The organism is Macrococcoides goetzii, from assembly GCF_002742385.2.
GTDB lineage: Bacteria > Bacillota > Bacilli > Staphylococcales > Staphylococcaceae > Macrococcoides > Macrococcoides goetzii.
Genome location: NZ_MJBI02000003.1, coordinates 191,288 through 217,461 on the forward strand (window position 1 = coordinate 191,288; position 26,174 = coordinate 217,461).

Here is a 26,174-nt window from a genome sequence, read left to right on the forward strand (position 1 = left end):
TTAAATGATGATATCAAATATAAACCATATAATCATAATAATTAAAATGATAAACTTAGCCACCGTGCTTGTAAGGAATCCTAATAACGATCCGATACTCGCATCCATTGCACGTTTAAAATCCTGCTGAATCAGTAGTTCTACAATGAATACTGCAACAAACGGTATGATGATAATACCGAATGGTGGGAAGAAGAAACTACCGAGTATAATACCGATTGCTGCCGTAAGCTCTCCCTCCTTACTTCCACCATACTTCTTAACAAAGCGGCTTCCTAATACATAATCACTTAGTAAAGTGATAATCGTAAGTGTCGCCATCGCTATCCAGAAGAACCATGATAGTTCATTATTGTTAATCGCGAAATGATAGATGAAAAAGCCAATCCACATCATCAGTATACCAGGTATCATCGGCATCACTAATGCTACAAATGCTGATAAAAAAGCTAATATAACTAATGTCCATAGTATGAATGTCATCCTAAATCCTCCATTTTTACAGGTTTAGTGAATATTAATAAAATAAATGCAAGCAACATGAATGATGCTGATACAAAGAAAACGTTACCTAATCCAACAATACCACTCATAACGCCGCCTAAAAGATTACCAACTAATTGCCCGACGATCATCGCGTTTGAGAACAATGTAGATGCATAACCCGGGAAGTCAGGTAGAATATCCTGAAAATAGCTAATTCCTAATCCAAGTAATATCGCCAGGAAGAACGCAAGCAATACCTGGCCGATTAACATTGCTGTTACATTATCAAATACTCCGATCGAGAAGTAATAGGCACCACCAGCAACTGCACCAATCATCAATAATGTCCTTGTCTGAAATCTACTTGCTAATATACCAAGAATAATCATAAACGGTACTTCAAGTCCTGCACACAAACTCGCTAAATATCCGACATTTGCTTCATCTTCTTTAATATACTCTGTTACGAATAATGGCATATTTAACGTATACATCCATTGTCCTACATGCAAAAATACAAATGCTAAGAAAGGTATCAATAAATACATATCTTTCAGTAAATTCGGGGCAACTGGTTCTACTCTATTTGAATTGTAGACAATCTTCTCTGGTTTTACTTCATGAAAGAATATTAGGAATGTTACAAGTACAATCCAGTATATAATCACTGTACCACCAAATATGCCTCCAAATCCAAAGTGTTTCAGTAAGACTGTGCCAACAAGTGGACCGAAAAGAAATCCAAAGCTAAACATTGATCTAAGTACGGTATTGGCGAATACTGCATTTTTGCTTGATGCCGAGGCATTAATACTCTCTCTCGCCGATGCATACATTTGAGGCATTGCTGGCGCTGCCATTCCACCAAAGAATACGTATAATGCAATAAATAGATAAGGATTTGCTACGAAATAATACATACTAAATGCAACTGATGCCATCGCTAAACTGAACATTATCATGTATTTTCTACTAAATCCTGCTCTATCAGAGAATCTGGCAACAATTGTATTAACACCAAAACCAGCAAGTGCGAATAATGCCATCATTACACCGTACAGACCACGTGTCATACCCAGTTCCTGTGTCGCATAAAGCACAAAGAATGGCACTGTAATCGCCAATGCCATACCAAGTAATGTCATATTAATAAGAAATAAGACATAATTTTTAATACTTAATAAATTTTTAAACATATATACACTTACTTTCTATTTATTATAACTACATATAACACTGTTATATTATAAAGCAAAAATAATATTTGTATAGTCACGTCTATTTATAACGTGATTAATACCGCTGCTTTATCATCATGTAATTTCACTCGTGGATAATGAATCTTCTCGATATCTTCTAATTCTTTCATAATCATATATTCGAGCATGGCATCTAAGCCATCATGAATAAGTTTCTGAACGAATTTCTGAAGACCAAGTCTTTCTATATCAAAGAAACCATCTGTTGTAATCAGAATATGTGATAAATTTGATAATTCAAATTGTCCACGATTATATGACTGATTGAAATTGACATCACCATTCATCACCGAATATCCACCTGGAATATTTGCTGTACTTTTAGCATTATCAAGGGCTTCGATCATTTCTTCCGGCAATGTATTTGATGCGTATACACCAGGATATTTTTCCTGCCAGTACTTCACGCGATCACTTTCATTCTTCTTACTATAATCAGGCACGATTTGAGTAACTTTATTTTCTTTCGTAATTGTGTAGATAACACAGTCGGCTGAACTGGAATAATCGGCCATTTTGTCATGAAGCTTTACAACTGCGTGGCAACACTGAAATCTATCTTTCGGATGATTAATAGCGATATTAAATGCTTCCATCTCTGTTTGGATGCTGGCATTTGCAAGTTCAGTCGCATTATTTAAAGTAATGCTTTTATCAACTTGCTCAAACGTAGCTTTTACAGCATCCGTAGCACGTTTTCCAGGTGTGATATTATCAATCATAATACCTTTCAAACTTGTTACTCCGTCAATAACCCCATAAATATTTGCTGCTTCATTGATGACAACAGCATCTTCATTCATTATTCCTACTCCTTGAGCCAGTACGGATGTTATCATGTTTACACCTACCCTAGTAGAATTGTATTTCGTACTTCAGTCATCTTACGATCAAGTTCACTTGAAGCATCCGCTACTGCACGTAATTCTTTACGTATATCATCACTTAATTGTCTCGTATTATATTTATACTGTAATTTATGTTCTGTTGATGCAAAGAAATCCATTGCAAGTGTTCTAATTTGAATTTCAGCAGGTATCCACTTCACACCTTCTGACAGTACAAGTTCAGTCTCTACTATAAGATGCAAACTTTTATAGCCACTTGGTTTTGGATTTTTAATGTAATCTTTTACACGTACAATCCTTAAGTCACTTCGTCCACTGAGAAGCTCACATATTTTATAAACATCCTCTTCAAATGTCGTTACAATGCGTACACCAATAATATCGAATATATTTGCTCTAATATCATCTAGTGTAATAGGAATACCTTTACGATTTAATTTATCGCGTAAAGAAAGTGGTGCTTTTATTCGTGATTTAACGTGTTCGAATGGTGAATAGCCATGTCGTGCCTGCCATTCAAGGTCAATAATTTCAATATCGCTTGTAAGTTCCAGAAGCCCCATTTCATATTCTTTAAAGAAATATTGAAATTCTTCTGCCATTTTTACAAACTCAGTCTGCTCTTCAATTTTGCTGAATATTTGATTTACGTCCATATTTACTCCCTCTCTTCTAGACTAATATACCAAATTTACACAGAAAAAAGTACGAATACACATCGTATTCGCACTATATAATAGGTACATATTTCTTTATATCAAGATATTCAGCAGTTACTTCTTTCATCAATTCAATATAAGCACTCACTTGCGGTAAACTTAACATATCCGTTTCATAACAAAGATAAGTTTCACGTAGTAAAGGATTATTTGCAACTTCTAACAGCTGAATTTCGAACTGATCATTATCTATGTCTTTCATAACGATTTCCGGCAGCACGGTCATACCTACACCATTTAATAACAATGATTTACAAGTGGAAATTTGATCGGTCTTTATTTGCGGAGCATATTCCTTATTAAACTGCTCTGTATACCAATGTTCAATTTCCTTTAGGTAAATTGGATCCGCCTGAAACTCAATCATCGGTAACTGATCGAGCTCGTGTGCTTTGTTCTTAGGATAGATAAAGTAATGCTTTTCACTCATTAACAGTTCATTGTGCAAATTCATAATCTTGCTCCCACGTATTACTGAAACGTGAAAATCATGACGATTATTTGTAATGCGTGTAGATGAACCCACTTGTAGCTGTATCTTTACATTCGGATAACGTTCTACAAATCTTCCTAAAACTATCGGTAATATTGTATGTCCAATCAAAGAAGATACACCGATTGAAAGCTTACCGTTGACCACACCGTCAGAAGAATGAATCATCTCCTTTAGATTCGTTTCTTCTTTTAACATCTTTCTGGCATGCTGAATAATCATTTCTCCATTTGTCGTAACGATTAATTTCTTTTTCGTACGAATAAAGATTTCAGTACCCCACTCTGTTTCAATAGATTTAAGACGCTGACTCACTGCAGGTTGTGAAATATATAATGTATCGGCTGCTTTACGTAACGTCTCTTCATCAGCAAGTGCAACGAGTAATCTGTAATCATCAATTTTCATATACAATCCTCAATTCTAAAGATTATAAAATCGAATCGTATTCTCTTTTATTGTTAGGTTAACAGTTTCTGTATCGATCGATTTTATATGTCCAATTTCTTCTATTATAGCAGATAACTGTGCATGAATGTGATGCGGCTCAAAATCATCATGGGGCCACGGACCATCCGTTTCAATCATTAATCTTTCAAGCGGGAATGATGAAACAATTTTTCGCGTTTTCGGATTCCACAATATATCCGGGGTAACGCTCACCATATAATCTGTAGTTAATAACCGATTGATTACATCATCACTCGCTTTAAACCAGTGGAAGTGTGCCTTTTCGATTGTGTGTTTTTCCAGTAAATCTAGTGTTACAAGTGCATCGTCGTACACAGCATGCAGTACGATCGGTAAACGATATTGTTTCGCTTTAATAATAAACTGTTCGAGTACTTCTATATAAGGTTGTACATTTAACTTTGGCTGTTCTCGTTTTAAATATTGAGGTAAACCTACCTCTCCGATAGCAGTTAATTGATTATGATAATTATCGATCAGAGATAATATCTCCTTAATTTCAGCGTGATTTAGCCGTTGTTCAGGATGAAATCCGAGCGCGATATTAACTTTTGAATGATCGACTAAATCGAGTAACTTTTGAGAACCATGATAATCCATCGCAACAGCAATCAAACCATTAATCGCTTCATTTTGAAGTATATGCTGCTGCTTAGATTCAGAATATTTATCTAAATGAATATGTGCGTCGTACATAATAGCGTTCTCCTTTATATCACGATGGAATCTTGTCCGATAACCTACTTTTATCGGACTTGTTTCGATGATTAATCGATAATTCCCACATATCTTGTCCGATATCCTACTTTTATCGGACTTGTTTTGCTGATTAATCGATAATTCCCACATATCTTGTCCGATATCCTACTTTTATCGGACTTGTTTTGCTGATTAATAGCTTACTCCAGCATTTCTTGTCCGATATCCTACTTTTATCGAACTTGTTTGATATATTCTTAATGATTCAACATTTTATTTTTAAGTTGATCAACTTTCTTTTGAGCTTGTTCACGCACGATTACTTTATTTTTCTCTAATATTGTATCAATATATTTATAGTCATCCAATAATTCGAAATATCTCACGCGTTTATCTTTCAATTCGCTATTAATTACTTCAAATAATGTCTTCTTCAAATTTCCATAGCCAACGCCCGCTTCAAATTGTCGCTTTACCTCAATCATTTCACTTTTATCCAGGAATGCTTCAAATAAAGTGTAAACAATTGAGTTATCTGTTGGGATTGGTTCTCCTAATGGAATAGATTCCGTTTTAATCTTCATAATGTTTTTATATAATTCTTTTTCGGTCGAAAATAGCGGTATCGTATTTCCATAACTCTTACTCATTTTACGACCGTCATTTCCTGGTAATAACATTGTCGTTTCGTCCACTTGAGCAATCGGTAACTTAAATATATCGCCATATTGGTGATTGATACTTTGTGCAATGTCTCGTGTTATCTCAATATGCTGTATTTGATCTTTACCAACTGGCACAATATCAGTATCCATTATTAATATATCCGAAGCCATTAATACCGGATAATTAAACAGTCCCATATTTACATTTTTATCTTGTTCAAAATTGTTTGCAATATTATCTTGTACTTTAGCTTTGTAGGCATGTGCACGATTAAGTAGACCTTTAGATGTCTCATTCATTAAATAAAACGTCATTTCAGTAATTTGTGGTATATCAGATTGTTTATAAAAAAGACATCGATCTGTATCTAAACCTAATGCAATAAATGCTGCTGCTATTTTATGAGACAATGTATTGATCGCACCTTCTTTACGAATCTGATCATTGTTTAAAGCATGTATATCTGCGATAAAATACGCATAACGATTTGCTTTATCTTGTGACAAATCGATAGCCGGTTTAATGGCTCCTAAATAATTACCTAAGTGCAACTCTCCAGTTGGTTTAATACCTGTAAGTATCGTTTTCATAATCATCACTCCTATTTTTTTATAAAAAAGAGACTCGTCCCTAAATAAGGACGAGTCTCTCGCTATACCACCTAATCGCTACTATCATAACGTACATGTTGTAACGGTCATGTTTCCGACTGGTATATGTGTTAACCAGTATTCAAACGATGAGCCCATTCACTTCTAACTTATACATGTTTCCACCAGCCACATGCTCTCTATCATAAGTCAGTAAGTTACTCTTCTCATCTGAAGAAATTCTTATTGAATTGTATATATATTAACTCAACTTAATCTAATTTTCAATTCTAATTTTGCACGTCGTTTCATAGAATGCTTTCAGGGAATAAGATAAGCATACTAACTTAGGAGGCGTTATTGATGGATAAATTCGAAAAGATCGACAAAGAGATTAAAGGTTACACTCAAGAGCATCAACCTGGTAGTGAAAAAGACATGGATCCTAAGCCAATCGCTGAAGATGAGAATTATAAAGCAAGTGGTAAATTAGAAGGTAAAGTTGCACTGATTACCGGTGGTGACTCAGGTATTGGTCGTGCTGTTGCTATTTTATATGCTAAAGAAGGTGCTGATGTGGCAATCGGGTATTTCGATGAAGCAACGGATGCTAACGATACGGTTAAGAGATTAGAAGAACTCGGCGCAAAAGCAAAAGCTTATCAACATGATTTAAAATCAGAAGATAATTGTAAACAATTGATTGATAATGTAATCAATGACTTTGGCAGCCTAAATATATTAGTTAATAACGGTGGTGTACAATTCCCACAAGATAGTCTTTTAGATATTACAGCAGATCAAATTCAGGAAACATTTGCGACAAATGTATTTGGTATGATGTATTTATCAAAAGCAGCTCTTCCTCATCTTGCTAAAGGAGATACGATCATCAATACAAGTAGTGTTACTGCTTATCGCGGTTCTAAAACTTTAATTGATTATTCAGCGACGAAAGGTGCAATCACTGCATTTACGCGCTCATTATCACAAAGTCTTGCTGATGATGGTATTCGCGTAAACTCTGTTGCTCCAGGTCCTATCTACACACCACTCATCCCGGCAACTTTCCCGGCTGAGAAAGTTGAAAAGCATGGTGGAGAAACTGCATTAGGACGTCGTGGTCAACCAAGTGAAAATGCACCGGCTTACGTCTATCTTGCAAGCAATGATTCTACGTATGTTACAGGTCAAACAATCCACATCAATGGTGGAGATTATATTTCTAGCTAACAAAATGTGCCTATCATCCTCGATAGGCACATTTTATTTTTCTATTTTTTCTTTGCAATAGAGCGCTAACTTTTCCAGATCACCAAAGTTTGTCTTTACATGCTGCATTATCTCATTTGCTGTCTGATACGCAAAATCATATTGTGCTTTCGTAATCTCTTTCTTACGTAATGCACGTTTAGCATCTTGTTCATCGACCAGTTCATATCGACCATCAGGTAATACTAATACATCTAAATAAAGATCATGCGTTCTTGCCTGACCAAGTTCAGGAAAATTTTCTTCATTTATATCGATGTAATATTGAATAGGTTGACTTTCACGATTATACATTACTGTTATACTGTAATGTTTATCTTTCGGTAATATTTGTAGCCAGCGATAGCCATCATCTGCAACGACAATGTCTTCTCCAATAATATTAACCACTAACGGTGACTTTACTTTCTCCATAATAATTTCCCCGATAATGCCTTCAAACTGTTCATCTTTGACAGCAATTTCATGATATTCTTTTCTGATTAAACGGCGCCAGCTGCGTTTATCAATATACTTGGTTTTCATACAACCCACTCCTTACCAATCATTATATAAAAATAAACAAGGATGATAAATCATTTTATCTCCTTGTTTATAAAAATATTCAATTATACTTCGTCTGTTGTATAATGATCTTTTCCTTTTAAGAAAAATGCCAGCACAAATGCAAGTAAGCTTAATGCAGTTGCAATCCAGAATGCATCATTAATACCGTTAATTGTTGCCATCTTCTGTATTTGTCCCATAACAACTTGTGTACCAAGATTACTACTACCCATCTGCTGTCCAATCTGTGACATAGAATTCACTATTGCAGGATTCGTTTTATCTAATTGGTTAGCAATGTCACCCATATGCGCAGTTGTTTGCTGTGTCATTACTGTAACTAAAATTGCTGTTCCGATAGAACCAGCTAACTGTCGAATCGTATTACTAATTGCATTACCATGAGGTATCATACGAAGTGGTAATGCGTTCATCCCTGCTGTCATAATCGGCATCATAATGAAACTCATACCAAATGAACGCAGAATATAGATACTTAATATATGTCTATAACTTGTATCCATACTTAACTTCGTAAGTTCCCATGTTGCATAGGTCATAATTGCTAGACCGAAGATTGCAATCGGCTTAATACCAATCTTATCAAGTAATTTACCTGATATTGGTCCCATCAGACCCATTAAAAGAGAGCCAGGTAATAAGAGCAATCCAGAATCAAGTGGTGAGAAGCCACGAATAGATTGTAAGTAGACAGGTAATAAAAGCATACCTCCAAATAAGCTCATCGTTACAATAATATTGATAAGTAAAGTAAATGAGAAACCACTATATTTCAAAGCACGTAAATCCATCATTGGAATCTTCATTGTCATTTCTCGATAAATAAATAACACGATGAAGATCATACCTATGATCATCGTTGAAATAACGATAGCTGAATCCCATCCTTTATTTCCTGCTTCAGAGAATCCATAAAGTAAACTACCAAATCCAAGTGTACTGAATATTACGCCGGGAATATCGAGTTTAACATCTTTAGTCGGTTGATAAATTTTAAACCAGAAGAAACCGATTAATAATGAAATTGCCCCTATAACACTCATTCCATAGAACATGACATTCCAATGATAGTTCTGAATAACCCAACCTGTTAATGTTGGACCAATCGCTGGTGCTAAAATCATTGCAATCCCCATCATCCCCATTGCAGCACCACGTTTATCAGGTGGGAATAACGTCATAAATACGTTTGTTCCGAGCGGCATTAATATCCCTGCACCTACTGCCTGAATGACACGTCCAAGCATCATTAGCGGGAAGTTGAATGAAATGGCACAAATCATTGAACCGAGCGTGAAGAATAACATCGCTGTTAAGAAAAGCTGACGATATGTGAAACGTTGAATCATATATGCACTAATCGGTACTAAAATACCGTTGACTAACATAAAACCAGTCGTTAACCACTGTGCTGTAGATGTTGAAATACTAAAATCATTGATTAATACCGGTAAAGCTACATTAATAAGCGTTTGATTAAGTATCGCTACAAACATACCGATCATTAAAGCAGTTATAACTTTACCAAGCGTTATACCTTTACCATATTCAACAAGTGCACCTTGTGGTTTTACCTGCTCATGTACAGGTTTATTAACATCCAGTTCAGTATGTTCTGCTTGTGTTGTTTCATCTGTTGACTTCGCTGTGTAAGTAGTACTTTTCACTGTTTCATTTGGTGTATCCAACTTATTTTCTGTTAACGGTGTCGTTGTTTTTAAGTTATCTTTTTTCTTCGTACTTCGCATCATGAATCTGTTTAAAGTCCAGAACACGAGTAAGCTAAATAATATATATTGAATATACATAGAGGTCATACGAAAACCTCCTTAGTTTTTATGAATGCGTACAGTTACATTCATTCCTGGAATAATGTCTAATGATTTATCTTTATCTAGTTCAATTTTTACAGGTACTACTTGTGTTACTTTTGTATAGTTCGCATTACCATTTGAAGAAGGTAGCATAGAAAAACTTGATGCTGTTGCTAAACCAATTTCTTTTACTTCACCTGTTAAATCAGTATCTTTGTATCCGTCTACATAAACATCAACATCCTGACCAACTTTAATACCATCGATTTGTGTCTCTTTAATATTTGCTGTGACAAATAAAGTGTTTAAGTCATATGCATAAGCAATCGGTGTACCTGCCCCTACAAATCCATTTTCAGTGGCTTGCGTTTTAACGATTGTTCCGTCCTGAGGCATAGTGATATCAGTTTTTGATGGTTTCCCGTCTTGACCCATACCTACAACAGTACCGATTTTATCATCTTTTGAAATTTTGTCTCCTACAGTTTTGTCTAATGCTGTCAGTTTACCTGCTGTCGGACTGGCAATGACTAATTGCGTACCATCTACTTTAGCATTGTCAGTTTTGACATAGTTTGTTGCTTCATTATAGAAATGAAACGCTGCAAATCCTCCTGCAACAAGAATGATTAAAGTTAAAATATTAATTAATACGAGTTTTTTCATAATAAATTCCTCCTTATTTTTTTCACATAACCATTATTATAATCCGATTTAACTTTCATTCAACCAACAATATTTGTTTAATTGTTGGATTTTGATTACAATGAAGTATTGATAACGCTATCATCCAAAAGAAAGAGTGAAACAATGACAGACAAAAAAACTTTAATAGAATATTCATTTCTTCAATTGATGGAACACCATCGATTTAGAGATATTACAATAAAAATGATTTGTGAAGAAAGTAATATAAACCGTTCAACATTCTATGCTTATTTTGAAGATAAATATGCTCTGTTAGACGGTATGATTGATTTTCATATTCACAATATCGAACAATTCATGACCGATAATCTAAATAATTTAAAAGACGAAGAAGACAAACGACCATATGTTGAAAAGTATTTAAAAGAAACATTTCAATATATTTACGATAATAAGCAATTCTTTAAAATCTTACTTACACTTCATCCTGCTCAAAACTTCACACAAAAATTATTAAGCAGCTGGAGAGAAAATTATTTAAATGTACTAAATAATACAATTTCATTAAACTATCCTGATTATTTCGTCAGTTATACAATCGGGGGCCAATTTGGTATTTTATATTTTTGGCTGCAAAATGACTGTCCCGAATCTCCTGAAGTCATCGGTAAAATTATTTATAATAATATCCTCAAAATTAACCGCTAAATTAAAAGTGTTTTATTTCACTCATGTCAAATATCGAGTATAATAATATAGATATTAAATAAATGGAGGCACACAATGAAGTTATATCAATCACTTACAATTGGAGCATTAGCGACTGCTTCACTTTTTGCACTACCTCACATTGCTAAAGCTGATAGTCTTAAAGTCGGTAAGATTAAAGACGAAAATGCAATCATCATTACAAATAAAACAGCGATGTCAAAGAAAGTTGCCGGCGACTTTGCACAGTACACGTTATATATTAACGATCAACATACGATTAACGGTGAGAAATATTATCGCGTTCAGACAACGGATGATATCAATAATGCGATTGGTTATGTGAAAGCAAGTGACCTTAAAATCAATACAACGAAAATTGTCCCTACAAAAATGAAGACATATACGATTAAAGCCACTTCTACAAAACTCTTCGAAGTGCCAAATGGCAGTTCAAGACAAGTGATTGATAGAATCAGTAAGAATGAAGTGATCAAAGTTGAAAAGACCATTCGTGTTAACGCTTCAACTTATATTTACGGAACATTACCAAGCGGTATGAAAGGCTGGATTAACATTACGAATGATGTTGGGCGAAAACCGGTGAAGCGTAATCCTATCCAGCAGAAAGCTAAACCGCAAGTTAAACCTGAAGATAAAAAGTCAATCGATGCTGAACCAGAAGAAACTTTAGTAGATATCGCGTCACAGCCAAGACCTGTAGGTGAAGGCATCAACCATATCGAATTACCAATCTCAATAAAAGATGCCTTAAAAATTCAAATGTCACTACATCCAAAACCTCAAAGCTCAAACGGCATCAAATGGAAGAATGCACAGCGTAAAGATGTACTAAATGCGATGAATCCAGAAGATGCAATGGTTGATCCTGTACAAAAATATCAATTTCTAGTACTAAATGAACCACAACATCTCACTGCGGATCAGCTTAATATTTTATTACAAGGTAAAGGCATTTTAGAAGGTCATGGAGAAGCTTTTAGACAGGCGAGTATAAAGTATAATATTAATGAAATCTATCTCATCAGTCATGCCTTTTTAGAAACTGCAGAAGGTACAAGTACATTAGCTAAAGGTGTTAAAGTTGAAGGTGAAGATAAGAACAAACGTTTCTATAATATGTATGGAGTTGGTGCGTACGACAAAGATGCAGTGAAATATGGCGCAAAATATGCAGCAAATGTCGGTTGGGATACACCAAATGAAGCAATTATTGGCGGTGCAGAATTTATTTCAAAAGGGTTCGTTTCTGAAAATCAAAACACATTATATGCAATGCGCTGGAATCCATTTGCTCCAGGAGATAGCCAATATGCTACAGATATATTATGGGCACGCGCAAATGCAAACTACATACATGCATACTATCAAAAGTTAGGCATTGCAGGTGGAAAGTTCAATTTCGTACATTATGCAAAATAATATATTCATGTAATTCATTCATCACAAAACCCCTTATCAGCTGGATAAGGGGTTTTGTTTGGGATGGGTATGGAGTTAAAGGGGGTTTGTTCACTTAGAGTCTCACTAAGTGAACATTAATTGCCGAGGAGCAACCTGTCTATTTCAAACCCTCTTCAATCTTATTGATTTCATCTTGTGATAAGTTTTTCGCAATTTCTCCGTCTTTCGTATCTTCTTTTAATGCCTCTTTAGCTAAATCAGAGTGATATAATTCAACGATTTTCTTGTATGTTTTATTATCTTTGTCCTCTGTTTTCGCTGCAATAACATTGATATATGGGGCTACATCTTTATTATCCGCATCTTCCAGATAAATCGGATCATCTTTAGGATTTAAACCTGCACGCGCTGCAACACCATTATTGATGATAGAAACTGCTACATCTTCTAATACACGTGGTGTTTGTTGTGCATCGATCGGTTTGATTTTTAAATCAAGTTTATTTTCTTCAATTTTGTCTGGTCCACCAAATAAACCGAAGTCGCTAGATAATTTAATTAATCCAGCCTGCTCTAATAATTTTAATGCACGTGCTGGTTTGTTACGTCATCAGGAATTGCAATTGTATCGCCTTTTTTAACATCTTTAATGTCTTTAATCTTTTTAGAATATGCCCCAAGTGGTGCAAATACTGTTGTACCTACTACAGATAATTTTAATTTATGGTCTTTTTTAAACTGATCCAGGAAAGCGAAATGCTGGAATGCATTTAAATCAATTTCACCTTCTGCAAGCGCATTGTTTGGTGCTGTGTAATCCTGGAATTCAACAAATTCAATTTTTATGCCATCTTTCTCTGCTTCTTTCTTAACAACTTCCCAGACTTTAGAGTCTACGCCAGTTACACCGATCTTAACTGTCTTTTCATCTTCTTTACTACCACATGCTGCTAGCACTACGATTAAACTTAAAAATAATACGAATAACTTTTTCATCTTTTCATTCTCCTTTTTTTATAAACGACTTGTATATATGCTTGCTACTTTGTTACCGATAAATTGTGTGATTTGTACTAAGACAATCAAAATTAAAACTGTAATAAACATGACTGCAACGTCAAAACGCTGGTAGCCATATGTAAAAGCGAGATATCCTATACCACCAGCACCAACTAGACCTGCTACTGCAGAGAACTCGATGAGTGATACGGTAGTAAATGTTAAACCTAGAATGAGTGCTCCTGCTGCTTCCGGAATTAATACTTTGAATAAAATATCAAATTTACTTGATCCCATAGATTGTGCCGCTTCAATTACCCCTCGATCTACTGAAACGATATTGTTTTCCACAACACGTGCAATAGATAATGATGCAGCTAACGTCATCGGAAATATCGCTGCCCAGATTCCAATAGATGTACCTACTAAAAATCTTGTAATCGGAATCAGTGCTACGAGGAAAATAATAAATGGAATCGGTCGAATCGTATTGATGATTGCATTCAAAATTGTATTTAACACTTTATTTTCTAAAATATTGCCCTTACCAGTTGCATAGAGCAGTATGCCTAACGGTAAACCAATCAGTGTGGCCAACACTAAAGTAATTGCTACCATGATGAGTGTACTGATTGTGTGCTCTAAAATTACCGGCCAGAATGTACTTAAATCAGTTTTCAAATCCTTCTACCTCCCTTACTTCTATGCCATGCTGTGTGATTTCTGATAAGGCACTTTGAATATTTTGAACATCCCCAACTGCTTCAATTAATAAATTACCAAATAATCTATCAGTTAACTCGGTTATACCGCCATACAAAATATTAAAATCAACATGATTTGCTCTACCAATCATACTCAATACCGGTTCAAGAATTTGTTCATGATTAAAGATAAAGCGATATAGTTTACGATTTGTAACATTAATATCTTTAGGAATGTCATCATTTAGTACACTATGCACAAAACGCTTTGTTGTTGGATGAACTGGTGTAGTAAATAGTTCAAATACTTTGTTACTCTCAACCACTCTGCCCTTTTCCATTACAGCCACTTCATCACAAATTGATTTCACAACTTCCATCTCATGGGTGATGATCACTATCGTGATATTAAGCTTTTCATTGATATCTTTTAACAGGTTTAATATTTCATCTGTCGTTTCAGGATCCAGCGCACTTGTTGCTTCATCACAAAGTAATATATCAGGATTTGTTGCTAACGCTCTTGCAATACCTACACGCTGCTTCTGTCCACCGGATAATTGATTTGGGTAATCGTCTTTCTTATCAGCAAGACCGACAAATGCCAGTAATTCGTCTACACGCTGCTCGATTTCAGCTTTAGTATATTGTTTCGTTAGCTTCAAAGGATATCGAATATTATCACTGATAGTCTTTGCTTTAAATAAATTAAACTGCTGAAATATCATGCCGATATTTTGACGCTGTTTACGTAAATCCTTCTCTTTTAATCCGACAATATCTCTACCTTCGACATAAACATGACCAGAAGATGGTGCTTCAAGTCGATTAATTAACCTGAGTAAAGTAGATTTCCCAGCACCTGAATATCCAACAATACCGTAGATTTGACCCTTCTCGATTGAAAGCGATACATCATCTAGCGCATTAATCAGACCTTTCTTTGTTTGATACGTTTTAGTAACGTGATCAATTTCAATGATTCCCATTTTTTCTCCTCCCAAAATAAAAAACGTGCACTCAGCTGGTAGCTAAATGCACGTTACACGTCCGAATTTATCTGCCAAGCGTGAGCTTGATGGAATTAGCACAGTGCTCTAAATTAGAGTCCGCTGCTGAGACTTCATCGGGCCATATCCCTCTGTCTCTCTTGATAAAATATTTATTAAGTTGTTTTACATGTTACAGTGAATCAAATTACCTGTCAACACAATTTTAAAAAAAATTTGAGATGGGTGTTTTTTGGCCGATAAATGCTGTTTGTCGGCCATCATTTTTGATTCCCCTCTAATTTTGTGGATTCTTGGCCGATAAATGCTGTTTGTCGGCCATCAAATACTATTATTAAAAACTTGATAATCCACTAAACTCCTGAATGCGATATATTACGGATTTCAAGAATGAAGGATCCTTTTTTACATCATAATGATCTGTCACATGCGCATATGTATTATCCCATTTCGCATCAAAATCCTGATCAATCTTAGTAAATACCGGTAAGCTCGATTGTCCAGAAATCATAACATCCGTCTCAAGATTTAAGTCACCGATATTACGTCTTGTTAAATTCGCACTACCTAAAATTAAAGTCGATTCATGCTTATCTTTATCCTGAAGCAATGTAAATTTCGCATGATACTGTTCACCATGACTCACTGCCCATTTAATCTTGATGTTATCATCTGACTTTGCAATTAATTCATGCGCTACAGGTTTATTCGGAATGCCCGGTTTCTCTTTACCGAATGCTTCTTTGTTCACATCTAGAATCAATTGCACATCAACACCACGTTTACTTGCATTGATTAAAGATTTTACAATATCACGGTCAGATATATAGAACATACCCATCTTAATAGAATCTCCATCGCTCATTCGATCAATCTCTTCTAGCAGCGCAGCTTTAATCTTTCCTTCAGTAACTAGTGTTGTCGTATAATCCATTTGATTATTGAAAGCACGTGACTTAATTTTAAAGTCATTAACATTTAATTTAGCACCGCTCATATTCATTGCATGAATTTCACTGTTTATTAAATCTTCCTGAATCTGACCACTTACTTTTAATGCAACATTTTGATGATGACCACTCGGATCATGTGGGTTACTTGAAGCAATAATTGCAGTTTTCTCCGTTACTAACGTTTTACGGTGATTGGCTTTCATATTGAGCAATCTACCAAATCCACGAACTGTTACATTCGGTTCATCTTTTGAAAATATATTGGTGATCAAACCATTCTCATTATTCCCAAACCAACGTAATGTCGGACGCCAAAAACCTGAATAAACTGGATTAGAGTCTCTTAGAGCTACTAAATTCGTCTCGTATAGGTTAATACCATTTGCACGCAACTTTTTATAATGCTCAGGTGTATAACTGCCGTAGAATGAATTGATCGGATCAGTTAACATATAAATTCTAATATTCGGTTGTGCTTTCTTTTTAGCCACTAAAGCTTCCGTTAACTGTTCTGTTAATTTTGGAAATTTAATTTCACCATCATAAGCATTATTAAACAAAAACATATCCAGAATAATAAAATCCTGTGCATCGCGAATTGCCTGTAATTGATTTTTAAAAATTTCATGATCATAATGCATCACTTTATTCTTCTCATATGTGTTATCGATTAACACTTCAGCATTGTTCGTCTTACTATAATCAAACCATTTTGACACGCCACCTGGTAATGGTTTATTGGCACCATATATCGCGCAAACAATATATGCACCAAAGCAGATTAAAGCAATCTTCTTGAAACCAAATTTCTTTTTCCTACGTTTATGTTTAGGTTTAGGCTTAGATTGAGTTACTTGTTTCGTTTTTTTCGTCATATCACACCTCCATATATAAAATTATAACAAAAAGCAGGGAAATTCCCTGCTTATTTCATAAATATAAATGATTTTTCCGGGCTATCTATAACGAAGATTCTTTGCCCTTTTGAATCTATCTGCTGTGCGTTTACCATACGTTTAAATTCTTTTCTGTCTATTTTTTTCGCACCTTTAACGTCTTTTATTGATTCAATATTTCTGACATGCTCAAAAGATGTTTTGCTCGGAAGTTCATATACGTTACCATCTTTTAGTACATCACTTGGCTCTGAGATGATTTCCTCATCAATTAGAAATTGTATTAACTTCGTATCGTATATCGAAATCGGAACGTCATAACTTCCAGATTCTGTAACTATTCCATTTGATTTAATATATTCATAATCGAAAGTAATGCTATACTTTGTTTTTCCTGCATCAAGATTAGAACTAAATCCTCTTTCCTTAATACTTGTTTCCAGAACTTTAACAAGCTTTTCCTTTTGTTTGTTATTCATACTGTCACTCGTTAATGAATCGTTATTCACTTCATGGGTGATAGAAATTTCATCTTTTTTGTGCTTACTAAGATCAAGTGCTGAAACTAGCGCTTTCATATTGTCTTTTGTATTGACGCGCTTAATATAGTTATCATAATCTTTTTCAAATACTTCATAATTCCTATCTATTACTCGACCATTATTCATCGTGTACTGAATATGAATCGTACGCACTGCTACATCATCGTTATATATTCCTTTTTTTACGTTATTTAATCTTTTATGTGCATCCACAACGCTATCAATAAATGCCTGATTGCTTACTTTCGTATCATTCAGCAAACTTTGACCCATGTACATTTGATTCGCATCTTCAATTGTTGTTGCAACAGATGAGATTTCATTTTTCTCAGGTATAAATTGTTCACGCATATATCCTGATATGATGACTAACATTAAAGCCAATGCAACAATCCCAAATGAATTAATATAAAGTCGCTTATCAAATGTGATTCGCACAGACTTTTGTGAAATCATTTCCATCAGCATGAAAGCAACAGTAAATGCGATTGCATATATGATTAACGATACAATCTTCATTTCACTAAATAACGAACTAAAAATTAACCCGCCAAGCAGTGTCGCAATAAGTAGCATAATAAAATATATGATTAAATGGATAAACTGATTCGCATATGGTTCATTGATTCGTTCATTTTTTCGTCGCGTATATACAAAATAAGAAAGTGCGATTATAACGATAGATATGATAAGCATCACAATCAAATACATAAAGTTGTAGCGATCGGTTATTACATACTCAGTAAACTTCAATGGTATCGTAATATCATTAAGAAATATTTCGGGATATTCTGAAAGACCTTTGAATAACACCATATGTGTTGTATAGATTAACGTTCCCATGATTACCGGGGAAATAAGAGTGCAATTGTTCCAACAGTATGACTTAAATAATTATTGATTAATAAGCCTAACAATACAGTAATACTAAAGATAAACAGATGAATCAACAAGCTTAATAGCATCCAGATAAGCACTTTTTCAATATTGATTCCATAAAATTTTATGCCTAATAATAATGTGATAATGCCGTTTATCAATAAATTGATAAGCACGTGCGTAAAGTACGTCATGTATACTGTATTTAAAATACGATGACGTTTAATCGGCAAGCTATGAATAAAATCAGATGCAGCTTGTCCCTTTAAAAAATAAGTGATAAAAATACCACATAAACCTGCATAGAGCATTGTGCCAAAGAAATATAAGCCTGCTGTATTTAATGAGCCGATAATATACTTACTAATATTATTCGTACCTTCGACATCCATCATAAAATAGGAGAACGGTACTAATATAAATGAACAGATGATATTTATCACAGTTAAAAACATGATGTTGCGTGATAAATTTTTGAATAGTGATTTATTCCACAATGATGTTTTCGATTGCATAACCGTATCCTCCTAATTCATAAGTAAAGATTTCTTCTAATGTGAGAGGCAATATATCATAGAGCAGTGGATCTGCTTTTGTAATATATTCTTCTACTCTGTCCAGGTTGTCTTTTACGATACAAGTCACAACACGTCCTTTTATCGATTTATCAATCACATTCATCCCTTTATAGAATGATTCATCAGGTAACGAACTGAAAGCCATCTGTATTTTAGCTACATTTCCTTTTAAGTCATCGAGGTCACGTGTCATCAGCACACGTCCTTCATGCATCAGCGTCACTGCATCACAAAAGTCTTCCATCTCACGTAAGTTATGACTGGATACAAACAATGCCATAGCGTGATTACTCACGTCCTGAATGAGAATATTTTTAATCGTATGTCTGACAATCGGATCGAGCCCGTCAAACGGTTCATCGAGTAACATCACTTCAGGACGCGCTGCAATGGCTAATATAAATGCGCATTGACGCTGCATCCCTTTTGAAAGTTTAGATAGCTTTTTCTTTGGATTCATCTTAAGTAATTCAGATAACTGATTAAATCGTTCTACACTGAAGTTTGGATATAATTTGTGATAAAAGTCGGCCATCTCTTCTAAGTTCGCATGTCCAAAAAAGTAAGGTATGTCAGAAATAAAAATCATCTTAGATTTGTAATCTTCGTTCTCAAAGATATCTTGTTCATTAAATGCAATGCTGCCTTTATCAGCTTTATAAATCCCTGCAATCATCTTAAGTAATGTCGTCTTTCCTGCACCATTACTACCAAGTAATCCTTGAATACTCCCTGGTTCAATTGTTAAAGTGGCATCAATTACCGCAGTGAAATGTCCGAACTTCTTCGTTACATCATTAATTTGAATCATCTTCAGCACCCCTCATCGACTGAATCTTTTCTATAATCTCTTCCTTCGTTAAGCCTAAGAACAACAACTCCTGAACGATTTTCTCTAATGATTCAGATAACATATCAATTCGCTCCTTTTGCATCGTATCTTCTACTTTATTGACAAAACTTCCTTTACCAGGTACTGAATAAGTATAGCCTAATCGTTCCAATTCTCGATATGCTTTCTGTATGGTATTAGGATTGATCGTTAGTTCCTGTGCCAATTGACGAACAGAAGGCAATTGATCATCTGCTTGTAATACACCATTCATGATCTGTAGTTTAAATCCATTGACAAGTTGTTCATATATTGGGATTCGGCTACGATTATCGATTGAAATCATATAACCCCTCCATTTCTACTGTATTAACTGTACTACTTATTATAATACACCTAGAACGGATAATTGCAAGCAGAATTTGTAAAAATTATAAAAGATAAAAAAAAAGAACACACGTGAGTGTGTTCAAGGATAATCATATATATGCAGTTAAGATTATAAACTCGATGATTTCCCGCCATCGATATTGACTGCTACACCTGTCACATAACTTGCCGCTTCGCTTACTAAGAATGAAATAACATTCGCCGCTTCACGTGTGTCACCAATACGTCCTAATGGAATATCAAACTTCGGATCTCTTGCATATTCTTCCCACGTTAATTCCGGTGCTTCTTCCTGCCAGCGTTTCTCAATTTGTCCGCTACGAATTAAGCCGATACATACAGCATTCACTCGAATATTGTATTGTGCTAAATCTTTGCTAAGTGTCTTTGTTAATGCCAATCCTGCTGCACGCGTAACAGACGTTGGTGTTGTGTTTGCAGGTGGATTCTTACCTGCTACAGCTGTTAGATTAACGATTGCCCCACCATTTTTCTTTAATTCAGGCAGTGCGGCATGCAACATATGCAATGCGCCAAATAGTTTAAGATCTAAATCATCCTGCCAATCATTCAGAGAAACTTCTTCAAAATTTTTAGCAAATGCACTACCTGCATTATTGATTAATATATCAAGCTTGCCATAAGTATCAATTGCCTTTTGTACGAATGCTTTACAATCTGTTTCTTTTGTTACGTCACATACTTGATATGTGACATCTTTGCCTGTTTTCTCTTTAATTTCTTTTACTACTTCTATCAGTTCATCTTCATGACGGCTGGCGATAACAACATTTACGCCTTCTTCAGCCAGAACTGTTGCTGTTTCTTTCCCGATACCTTTACTAGAACCTGTGATAACTGCGACTTTACCTTGTAAACCTAAATCCATTTTATCAGCTCCTTTTACCTAAAATATATCAAAAATCATGCTATGATAGTAGGTATTAACTTTTTGATAGATTAAAATAAAAAATTCATCTTTTCCGGATACTCTAACTATCCGGAAAAGATGCACAATTTCAATCGTTATTCACCAAATGTCCTTCTAAAACCATAAAATGGTCTGAAACTTTTTTCATAATAGCCTTTAGAGTCGCTTGTTGCCAGCAATTCCATACGTGTGGTCGGATATAACTGGTGAATGTGTTCAACCAATGCCTTTGCAATACCGCGGCCTCTATAATCACGATGTGTAATTAACTCACAAAGATAGAGACTAACATGTCCATCCGTAATAGCTCTGGCACAACCAACAACCTGTTCATCTTCAATATAGACGTAACTCTCACTATTTAACCATGCAGCAAGTGTCTGTTCATGACGTGCAACTAAATTGTCCCAGCCCTCTGCAGCATTCATCTTCTGAATAGTATCAATGTCATTTTCTTCAAACTTTCTAATCATATTTTATCCTCTTTATTTGATTTCGTCTTTTTAAGTAAAGGCATTAAATCTGATTCTATATGTGGTGCTAAAGTTTTAACAAAACTTTGTGTCATATGACCTTTATCTGAATACGCTATGACACCATCAATAACTGGTTCGCATCGCTCTTTTGGACAAATATATTGAGTATAATCATAGTAATGTACATTCGAAGGTTTTTCTTTAAGTTTTGACCAGTCTGTCGTTTTTGGTACGACTTGATTTTTCGGTACAGTACATTTGATATTTTTTGCACCATTTTGAGCGACACATTCAGGTACACTATTTCTAAAGTAAGGTGTATCTCTTACACCAAATATTTCAATGCCTGCGCTCTGTAATTTATAAAACTGTTTAATATACCCTGGTGGTACAGTAGTGATATTAAAATAAGACTTCTCAGCAGTTGTAAAGACGAGATCAGGATTCAACGCTTTTATCTTATCAATAATCGAATTATTCCACGCTTTACAGTCTGGACGTGCAACCGCTTTATCTTCAAGACTGCAGCCACTTTTCGTCATATTAATGATACGTATAGGATGCTTTTTTGATATTGTTTGCAGTGCCCCTAACCAATGCGCTGAGTGCGAATCTCCAACGAGTGCTACTGTATATTTATAGTTATCTTTCTTACCATATATGCAGCTTTTAACTGTTTTCGATTTATCCTGAATATGACAACCATCTTTATAACTTGCCGGTATATCTTTTTTAGCTGACAAGACATTCTCACGTTTAGCTTTTATATCTTTTAATATTGGCATCATATCTTTTTCAACGTAAGGTGTTAGTGTTGATACAAATGTTTTTGTCATATGCGATTTATCAAAGTAGGCGACAACATTTCCTACAACAGGTTCACAATATTCATCCGGACATATTTTATCGGTATAATCTACAAAATGAACACCTTCAGGTTTTACAGCAAGCTTTGACCAATCTGTTGTTTCTGGCACAACGCGTGCTTTCTCAATCTTACAAAGCGCACTATCTCTCCCATTTGCCTGAATACATTCAGGTACATCTTTTTTGAAATAAGGTGTGTCACGCACTGCAAATATTTCAATACCACGCTCTGTAAAAGCATTAAACTGTTCGATGTAACCTTGCGGAACTTCAGTCACGTCGAAATACGAAATTTCGGCCATGGCTAACACAAGATCTGGTTGCTTCGCGCTCACTTTATCAACTACTTGTTCATTCCATTTGTCACAAGATGGAACTCCTTTTTTATCTGTTGATAATCGACAACCACTCTTTGTAACGTTTAATACACGAATATTATGCTTCTTAGCAATATCATTAACTGCTGTAAACCAATGTGTGGAGTGACTGCCACCAACAACTGCTACCGTATAATCATACGCTTTAGTAACACCATATTCACAAATTTTCACTTCTGATACATCGCTTGTAACGTGACAACCATCTTTATAAGGCTGTGCCTGATCTTCTTTAATATTAGCATCACGTGGAATATAAGGCTTTTCTTTAAAATCATTCATTTCAAAGACTTTTGCACCAGGATATTGATTAGATTTAGCAAGTGATTTACTTTTTTCTATTTCCTGATGCATATGGCTTTGCCATAATGAATTTAATCCAAGGACAGGTGCTAAGCAAAGCAATATCACTAACAATACTGGCCATGAATTATTACGAGCTTTAAGTAAACGAATCGGACGCTCAATTAAGTGTGTTACTAATACTGATAATAAAAGTGACGAAGCCATAATTAGCAGACCATGCAAAATAGACACGTGTTCATTGTTAAAGATTACATGGTAAAACGTCAGCAATACCCAATGCCATAAATAAAAGCCATATGAATAGCCGCCAAGTTTAACCATCCATTTTGAACCAAGTAATCGTTCTACACCAAATTTTGTATCATTCTCTCCTGCGAGTAATATTAATACAGCAGATAACGTCGGCCATAATGCAATATAACCGGGGAACATCGTGGAAACTTCAAGTAAAATACCACAAAGTATCAACATAATTAATCCAAACCAGCCAGCTACTACAGACAAAAATGACGGCAACTTAATGCGCTGTATCATTAGACAGAGTATGCCACCTAAACTAAACTCCCATACACGTGTACGTGTATCAAAATATGCCCATGGCTGATTAACTTGTGTAAGATAAATAGAGTAGCCAAGCGATATACTAAACAATATTACGAGTAGTACAAACAAAGATTTTTGAATCTGTTGTTTAAATAAACGTGATAGTAAAATAGCGCACCATATAACAAAGAACCAAATCAAATAAAATTGTCCCTGTATACTCATCGCCCAGAAATGCTGTACAGGACTCTTCTCATTACCTGCATCTAAATAATCCACCGAAGTAAATGCCAGTTGCCAGTTCTCATAATACAATGCAGAAGCAAATACTTCTTTTATCGTCTGCATCCATCTTGCACCTGGCAAATAGAAATAACTTAATATAATCACAGTAAACAAGACAAAGAATGCATGAGGCATCAACCTTTTTAACAGTCCCATTATAAACTCAAAGAAATTTACTGTGCCTGTCCTACGAAATTTAGAAAGTAGACTCGTCGTAATTAAAAAACCACTTACGACAAAGAACACATCAACTCCACCAGAAACTTTACCTAACCATATATGATAGATTGCAACAAGCAGTGCAGCAACTGCACGAAGACCTTCTATTTCTGGTCTAAACTTCTTTTTTGATACCGATTGGTCCTGAGTCATTTTATCACCTGTACGATTTTATTTTGCATAAAAATAAGTCAGGATTCATCCTGACTTTAAATCAATTATAATTCTACATTGTGATGCACTGTTTGTACATCTTCTAAATCTTCGATTGCATCGACTAGTTTCTCAAATACTTCTAAGTCCGCATCTGATAACTGTAATTCGTTTTGTGCAAGCATAGAAAGCTCTGCTACTGTAAACTCTTCAACGCCTGCTTCTTTTAAAGCATTTTGTACAGCTGCAAATTGATCAGGTTCAGCATAAACGATTACGTGTCCATCTTCTTCTAACACGTCACGGACATCGATATCGGCTTCCATTAATAATTCTAATGTTTCGTCAGCTGTCTTACCATCAAAACCAAATACTGCAGTGTTTTCGAACATATAGCTTACTGAACCAGAAACACCCATGTTACCGCCATTCTTACCGAAAGCTGCACGCACATCACTTGCTGTACGGTTAACGTTATTCGTTAACGCATCAACGATTAACATTGATCCACCTGGCCCGAATCCTTCATAGCGTAATTCATCGAAATCCTCTTCGCCGCCACCTTTAGCTTTTTCAATGGCACGATCGATGATATGTTTTGGCACAGAATATGTTTTGGCACGTTCAAGTACGAATTTTAAATTTTGGTTTGATTCTGGATCTGGTTCACCAGATTTTGCAGCAACATAAATCTCACGCCCAAATTTTGCATAAATACGACTTGTATTTTTATCTTTTGCTGCTTTCTTATCTTTAATATTATTCCACTTACGACCCATTATATACACGCTTCTTTCAAATTAATATGTCATTATTATACACTTATATTTTCAATAGCACAAAACAAAAAAAAGGAAACACGACAAACGTGTATCCTCAAAATTCTTTAATACTAATCTTTTAAAATACTTGCTAAACGTAAAATATCCATGATGATATTTAATAAGTTAATAAATAAGTTAAAGCCCATTTCACGTGGTGAAAATTGACCACGTTTCATTCTGTTAAAATCATAGATTGTATATAGTAAGAAAATCGCAAGACCCGCAATCGTAATCACGAGATGAAACATCGGAATCTGAATGAAGATTCCAGCAAAACTTGCTAATACTAATACAATAAGCGCCGGGAATAATAGACGTCCTAAGTTTGTTGCATCACCAACAACAAAGTAACCCATTGCACCGAATGCTAAGAACGCACCAATTGCTAACCCTACGTTCTGATAGAATACAGTTGGCCCAAGCGTGCCGATATAATACATAAATGAAGCATAACTTACTACGCCAAGTGCAAATGCCATTACGTTTGAAATGACTGCGCCAAATTTTCTTGAAGCTTTAACAAATAAAGAAATGAATACTAAAGCGAATATTAAGACTGAAACCATCATACGCATACCTGGTGGCACGAACTGTCCGACAAACGTTCCAGCTGCAAAAATCACCCAGTAATACATGAAATAAAGCCATGCATTTCTTATTGCAGAGCCATGTGACATTTGTCGTGGAGCCTGATAACTATAATTATTCATTAAATCCCTCATTCTTTTAAAAATTATTATTTTTG

The 26,174-nt window shown here is 35.0% G+C and carries 25 protein-coding genes, 1 pseudogene and 1 riboswitch; of the genes and pseudogenes, 3 read left to right on the forward strand and 23 right to left on the reverse strand.

Features of this window, described 5'->3' with window-relative positions:
• The 7 genes from BFS35_RS08885 to trpS form a co-directional block, all read right to left on the reverse strand.
• On the reverse strand, positions 1 to 483 hold the full coding sequence (locus tag BFS35_RS08885; protein WP_099580161.1) for a DUF456 domain-containing protein: 483 nt from the start codon (positions 481 to 483) through the stop codon (positions 1 to 3).
• Positions 480 to 1,682 (reverse strand): sugar efflux transporter, encoded by a 1,203-nt coding sequence (locus tag BFS35_RS08890; protein ID WP_099580159.1) that lies wholly within the window; start codon positions 1,680 to 1,682, stop codon positions 480 to 482. The genes BFS35_RS08885 and BFS35_RS08890 overlap by 4 nt, the downstream gene beginning before the upstream one ends.
• Positions 1,683 to 1,768: 86 nt before the next feature.
• Entirely contained in the window at positions 1,769 to 2,548 is a 780-nt protein-coding gene (locus tag BFS35_RS08895; protein ID WP_099580157.1) for a hypothetical protein, read from the reverse strand.
• Positions 2,549 to 2,592: 44 nt separating this feature from the next.
• Entirely contained in the window at positions 2,593 to 3,249 is a 657-nt protein-coding gene (locus BFS35_RS08900; protein WP_099580155.1) for a GTP pyrophosphokinase, read from the reverse strand.
• A 73-nt stretch (positions 3,250 to 3,322) separates the two neighbouring features.
• Entirely contained in the window at positions 3,323 to 4,213 is an 891-nt protein-coding gene (locus tag BFS35_RS08905) for a LysR family transcriptional regulator (protein WP_099580153.1), read from the reverse strand.
• 15 nt (positions 4,214 to 4,228) lie between these two features.
• Complete coding sequence (locus tag BFS35_RS08910; RefSeq protein ID WP_099580151.1) at positions 4,229 to 4,972, reverse strand: TatD family hydrolase; 744 nt, start codon at positions 4,970 to 4,972, stop codon at positions 4,229 to 4,231.
• A 260-nt stretch (positions 4,973 to 5,232) separates the two neighbouring features.
• Positions 5,233 to 6,231 (reverse strand): tryptophan--tRNA ligase, encoded by a 999-nt coding sequence (trpS, locus tag BFS35_RS08915; RefSeq protein WP_240628423.1) that lies wholly within the window; start codon positions 6,229 to 6,231, stop codon positions 5,233 to 5,235.
• A gap of 363 nt (positions 6,232 to 6,594) precedes the next feature.
• Between trpS and BFS35_RS08920 the strand changes: the two genes are divergently transcribed.
• On the forward strand, positions 6,595 to 7,464 hold the full coding sequence (locus tag BFS35_RS08920) for an SDR family oxidoreductase (RefSeq protein WP_099581139.1): 870 nt from the start codon (positions 6,595 to 6,597) through the stop codon (positions 7,462 to 7,464).
• Between the two features lie 33 nt (positions 7,465 to 7,497).
• Here the strand turns inward: BFS35_RS08920 and BFS35_RS08925 are convergent, their stop codons facing one another.
• The 3 genes from BFS35_RS08925 to BFS35_RS08935 all read right to left on the reverse strand — a co-directional run bounded on the left by BFS35_RS08925 (position 7,498) and on the right by BFS35_RS08935 (position 10,550).
• Positions 7,498 to 8,028 (reverse strand): ribonuclease FAU-1 family protein, encoded by a 531-nt coding sequence (locus BFS35_RS08925; RefSeq protein WP_099581141.1) that lies wholly within the window; start codon positions 8,026 to 8,028, stop codon positions 7,498 to 7,500.
• 83 nt (positions 8,029 to 8,111) lie between these two features.
• Positions 8,112 to 9,887: a DHA2 family efflux MFS transporter permease subunit gene (locus tag BFS35_RS08930; RefSeq protein WP_099581143.1), complete on the reverse strand. Its 1,776-nt coding sequence runs from the start codon at positions 9,885 to 9,887 to the stop codon at positions 8,112 to 8,114.
• Positions 9,888 to 9,899: 12 nt separating this feature from the next.
• Positions 9,900 to 10,550: an HlyD family secretion protein gene (locus BFS35_RS08935; RefSeq protein ID WP_099581145.1), complete on the reverse strand. Its 651-nt coding sequence runs from the start codon at positions 10,548 to 10,550 to the stop codon at positions 9,900 to 9,902.
• A gap of 144 nt (positions 10,551 to 10,694) precedes the next feature.
• Between BFS35_RS08935 and BFS35_RS08940 the strand changes: the two genes are divergently transcribed.
• Entirely contained in the window at positions 10,695 to 11,240 is a 546-nt protein-coding gene (locus BFS35_RS08940; protein WP_099581147.1) for a TetR/AcrR family transcriptional regulator, read from the forward strand.
• Positions 11,241 to 11,315: 75 nt separating this feature from the next.
• The gene (locus BFS35_RS08945) at positions 11,316 to 12,683 is read left to right on the forward strand and encodes an N-acetylglucosaminidase (protein ID WP_099581148.1); all 1,368 of its coding nucleotides are present in this window, start codon (positions 11,316 to 11,318) and stop codon (positions 12,681 to 12,683) included.
• A gap of 139 nt (positions 12,684 to 12,822) precedes the next feature.
• Here the strand turns inward: BFS35_RS08945 and BFS35_RS08950 are convergent.
• From BFS35_RS08950 to BFS35_RS09010, 13 genes and pseudogenes are all read right to left on the reverse strand, one after another.
• Positions 12,823 to 13,661, reverse strand: a pseudogene (locus BFS35_RS08950) (MetQ/NlpA family ABC transporter substrate-binding protein).
• 18 nt (positions 13,662 to 13,679) lie between these two features.
• A complete protein-coding gene (locus tag BFS35_RS08955) occupies positions 13,680 to 14,345 on the reverse strand; it encodes a methionine ABC transporter permease (RefSeq protein WP_099581150.1) in 666 nt (221 codons plus the stop codon).
• Positions 14,335 to 15,351 (reverse strand): methionine ABC transporter ATP-binding protein, encoded by a 1,017-nt coding sequence (locus BFS35_RS08960; RefSeq protein WP_117946006.1) that lies wholly within the window; start codon positions 15,349 to 15,351, stop codon positions 14,335 to 14,337. The genes BFS35_RS08955 and BFS35_RS08960 overlap by 11 nt, the downstream gene beginning before the upstream one ends.
• Positions 15,352 to 15,421: 70 nt before the next feature.
• Positions 15,422 to 15,528, reverse strand: a riboswitch (SAM riboswitch).
• 184 nt (positions 15,529 to 15,712) lie between these two features.
• A complete protein-coding gene (locus BFS35_RS08965) occupies positions 15,713 to 17,206 on the reverse strand; it encodes a phospholipase D family protein (RefSeq protein ID WP_099581154.1) in 1,494 nt (497 codons plus the stop codon).
• A 50-nt stretch (positions 17,207 to 17,256) separates the two neighbouring features.
• Entirely contained in the window at positions 17,257 to 18,612 is a 1,356-nt protein-coding gene (locus BFS35_RS08970) for a hypothetical protein (RefSeq protein ID WP_099581156.1), read from the reverse strand.
• 2 nt (positions 18,613 to 18,614) lie between these two features.
• Positions 18,615 to 19,163, reverse strand: a complete 549-nt coding sequence (locus BFS35_RS08975; protein WP_099581158.1) for a hypothetical protein — start codon at positions 19,161 to 19,163, stop codon at positions 18,615 to 18,617.
• The gene (locus BFS35_RS08980) at positions 19,135 to 20,037 is read right to left on the reverse strand and encodes an ABC transporter ATP-binding protein (protein WP_099581160.1); all 903 of its coding nucleotides are present in this window, start codon (positions 20,035 to 20,037) and stop codon (positions 19,135 to 19,137) included. The genes BFS35_RS08975 and BFS35_RS08980 overlap by 29 nt, the downstream gene beginning before the upstream one ends.
• Entirely contained in the window at positions 20,024 to 20,404 is a 381-nt protein-coding gene (locus BFS35_RS08985; RefSeq protein WP_099581162.1) for a GntR family transcriptional regulator, read from the reverse strand. The genes BFS35_RS08980 and BFS35_RS08985 overlap by 14 nt, the downstream gene beginning before the upstream one ends.
• Positions 20,405 to 20,557: 153 nt before the next feature.
• Positions 20,558 to 21,337 carry an SDR family NAD(P)-dependent oxidoreductase gene (locus tag BFS35_RS08990; protein WP_099581164.1) on the reverse strand — a complete coding sequence of 260 codons (780 nt, stop codon included), beginning with the start codon at positions 21,335 to 21,337 and terminating at the stop codon, positions 20,558 to 20,560.
• Between the two features lie 137 nt (positions 21,338 to 21,474).
• Positions 21,475 to 21,852, reverse strand: a complete 378-nt coding sequence (locus BFS35_RS08995; RefSeq protein WP_099581166.1) for a GNAT family N-acetyltransferase — start codon at positions 21,850 to 21,852, stop codon at positions 21,475 to 21,477.
• Entirely contained in the window at positions 21,849 to 24,605 is a 2,757-nt protein-coding gene (locus BFS35_RS09000) for an acyltransferase family protein (protein ID WP_099581168.1), read from the reverse strand. The genes BFS35_RS08995 and BFS35_RS09000 overlap by 4 nt, the downstream gene beginning before the upstream one ends.
• Before the next feature lie 65 nt (positions 24,606 to 24,670).
• Complete coding sequence (locus BFS35_RS09005) at positions 24,671 to 25,384, reverse strand: YebC/PmpR family DNA-binding transcriptional regulator (protein WP_099581170.1); 714 nt, start codon at positions 25,382 to 25,384, stop codon at positions 24,671 to 24,673.
• Positions 25,385 to 25,497: 113 nt separating this feature from the next.
• Complete coding sequence (locus BFS35_RS09010) at positions 25,498 to 26,139, reverse strand: Bax inhibitor-1/YccA family protein (protein WP_099581172.1); 642 nt, start codon at positions 26,137 to 26,139, stop codon at positions 25,498 to 25,500.
• Between the last annotated feature and the right edge of the window lie 35 nt (positions 26,140 to 26,174).

Excerpts from the sequence above, each read along its gene's own strand:
- BFS35_RS08885 (WP_099580161.1), bottom strand. The coding sequence starts at position 483 with ATGACATTCATACTATGGACATTAGTTATATTAGCTTTTTTATCAGCA.
- BFS35_RS08890 (WP_099580159.1), bottom strand. The coding sequence starts at position 1,682 with ATGTTTAAAAATTTATTAAGTATTAAAAATTATGTCTTATTTCTTATT.
- BFS35_RS08895 (WP_099580157.1), bottom strand. The coding sequence starts at position 2,548 with ATGAATGAAGATGCTGTTGTCATCAATGAAGCAGCAAATATTTATGGG.
- BFS35_RS08900 (WP_099580155.1), bottom strand. The coding sequence starts at position 3,249 with ATGGACGTAAATCAAATATTCAGCAAAATTGAAGAGCAGACTGAGTTT.
- BFS35_RS08905 (WP_099580153.1), bottom strand. The coding sequence starts at position 4,213 with ATGAAAATTGATGATTACAGATTACTCGTTGCACTTGCTGATGAAGAG.
- BFS35_RS08910 (WP_099580151.1), bottom strand. The coding sequence starts at position 4,972 with ATGTACGACGCACATATTCATTTAGATAAATATTCTGAATCTAAGCAG.
- trpS (WP_240628423.1), bottom strand. The coding sequence starts at position 6,231 with ATGAAAACGATACTTACAGGTATTAAACCAACTGGAGAGTTGCACTTA.
- BFS35_RS08920 (WP_099581139.1), top strand. The coding sequence starts at position 6,595 with ATGGATAAATTCGAAAAGATCGACAAAGAGATTAAAGGTTACACTCAA.
- BFS35_RS08925 (WP_099581141.1), bottom strand. The coding sequence starts at position 8,028 with ATGAAAACCAAGTATATTGATAAACGCAGCTGGCGCCGTTTAATCAGA.
- BFS35_RS08930 (WP_099581143.1), bottom strand. The coding sequence starts at position 9,887 with ATGACCTCTATGTATATTCAATATATATTATTTAGCTTACTCGTGTTC.
- BFS35_RS08935 (WP_099581145.1), bottom strand. The coding sequence starts at position 10,550 with ATGAAAAAACTCGTATTAATTAATATTTTAACTTTAATCATTCTTGTT.
- BFS35_RS08940 (WP_099581147.1), top strand. The coding sequence starts at position 10,695 with ATGACAGACAAAAAAACTTTAATAGAATATTCATTTCTTCAATTGATG.
- BFS35_RS08945 (WP_099581148.1), top strand. The coding sequence starts at position 11,316 with ATGAAGTTATATCAATCACTTACAATTGGAGCATTAGCGACTGCTTCA.
- BFS35_RS08965 (WP_099581154.1), bottom strand. The coding sequence starts at position 17,206 with ATGACGAAAAAAACGAAACAAGTAACTCAATCTAAGCCTAAACCTAAA.
- BFS35_RS08970 (WP_099581156.1), bottom strand. The coding sequence starts at position 18,612 with ATGGGAACGTTAATCTATACAACACATATGGTGTTATTCAAAGGTCTT.
- BFS35_RS08975 (WP_099581158.1), bottom strand. The coding sequence starts at position 19,163 with ATGCAATCGAAAACATCATTGTGGAATAAATCACTATTCAAAAATTTA.
- BFS35_RS08980 (WP_099581160.1), bottom strand. The coding sequence starts at position 20,037 with ATGATTCAAATTAATGATGTAACGAAGAAGTTCGGACATTTCACTGCG.
- BFS35_RS08985 (WP_099581162.1), bottom strand. The coding sequence starts at position 20,404 with ATGATTTCAATCGATAATCGTAGCCGAATCCCAATATATGAACAACTT.
- BFS35_RS08990 (WP_099581164.1), bottom strand. The coding sequence starts at position 21,337 with ATGGATTTAGGTTTACAAGGTAAAGTCGCAGTTATCACAGGTTCTAGT.
- BFS35_RS08995 (WP_099581166.1), bottom strand. The coding sequence starts at position 21,852 with ATGATTAGAAAGTTTGAAGAAAATGACATTGATACTATTCAGAAGATG.
- BFS35_RS09000 (WP_099581168.1), bottom strand. The coding sequence starts at position 24,605 with ATGACTCAGGACCAATCGGTATCAAAAAAGAAGTTTAGACCAGAAATA.
- BFS35_RS09005 (WP_099581170.1), bottom strand. The coding sequence starts at position 25,384 with ATGGGTCGTAAGTGGAATAATATTAAAGATAAGAAAGCAGCAAAAGAT.
- BFS35_RS09010 (WP_099581172.1), bottom strand. The coding sequence starts at position 26,139 with ATGAATAATTATAGTTATCAGGCTCCACGACAAATGTCACATGGCTCT.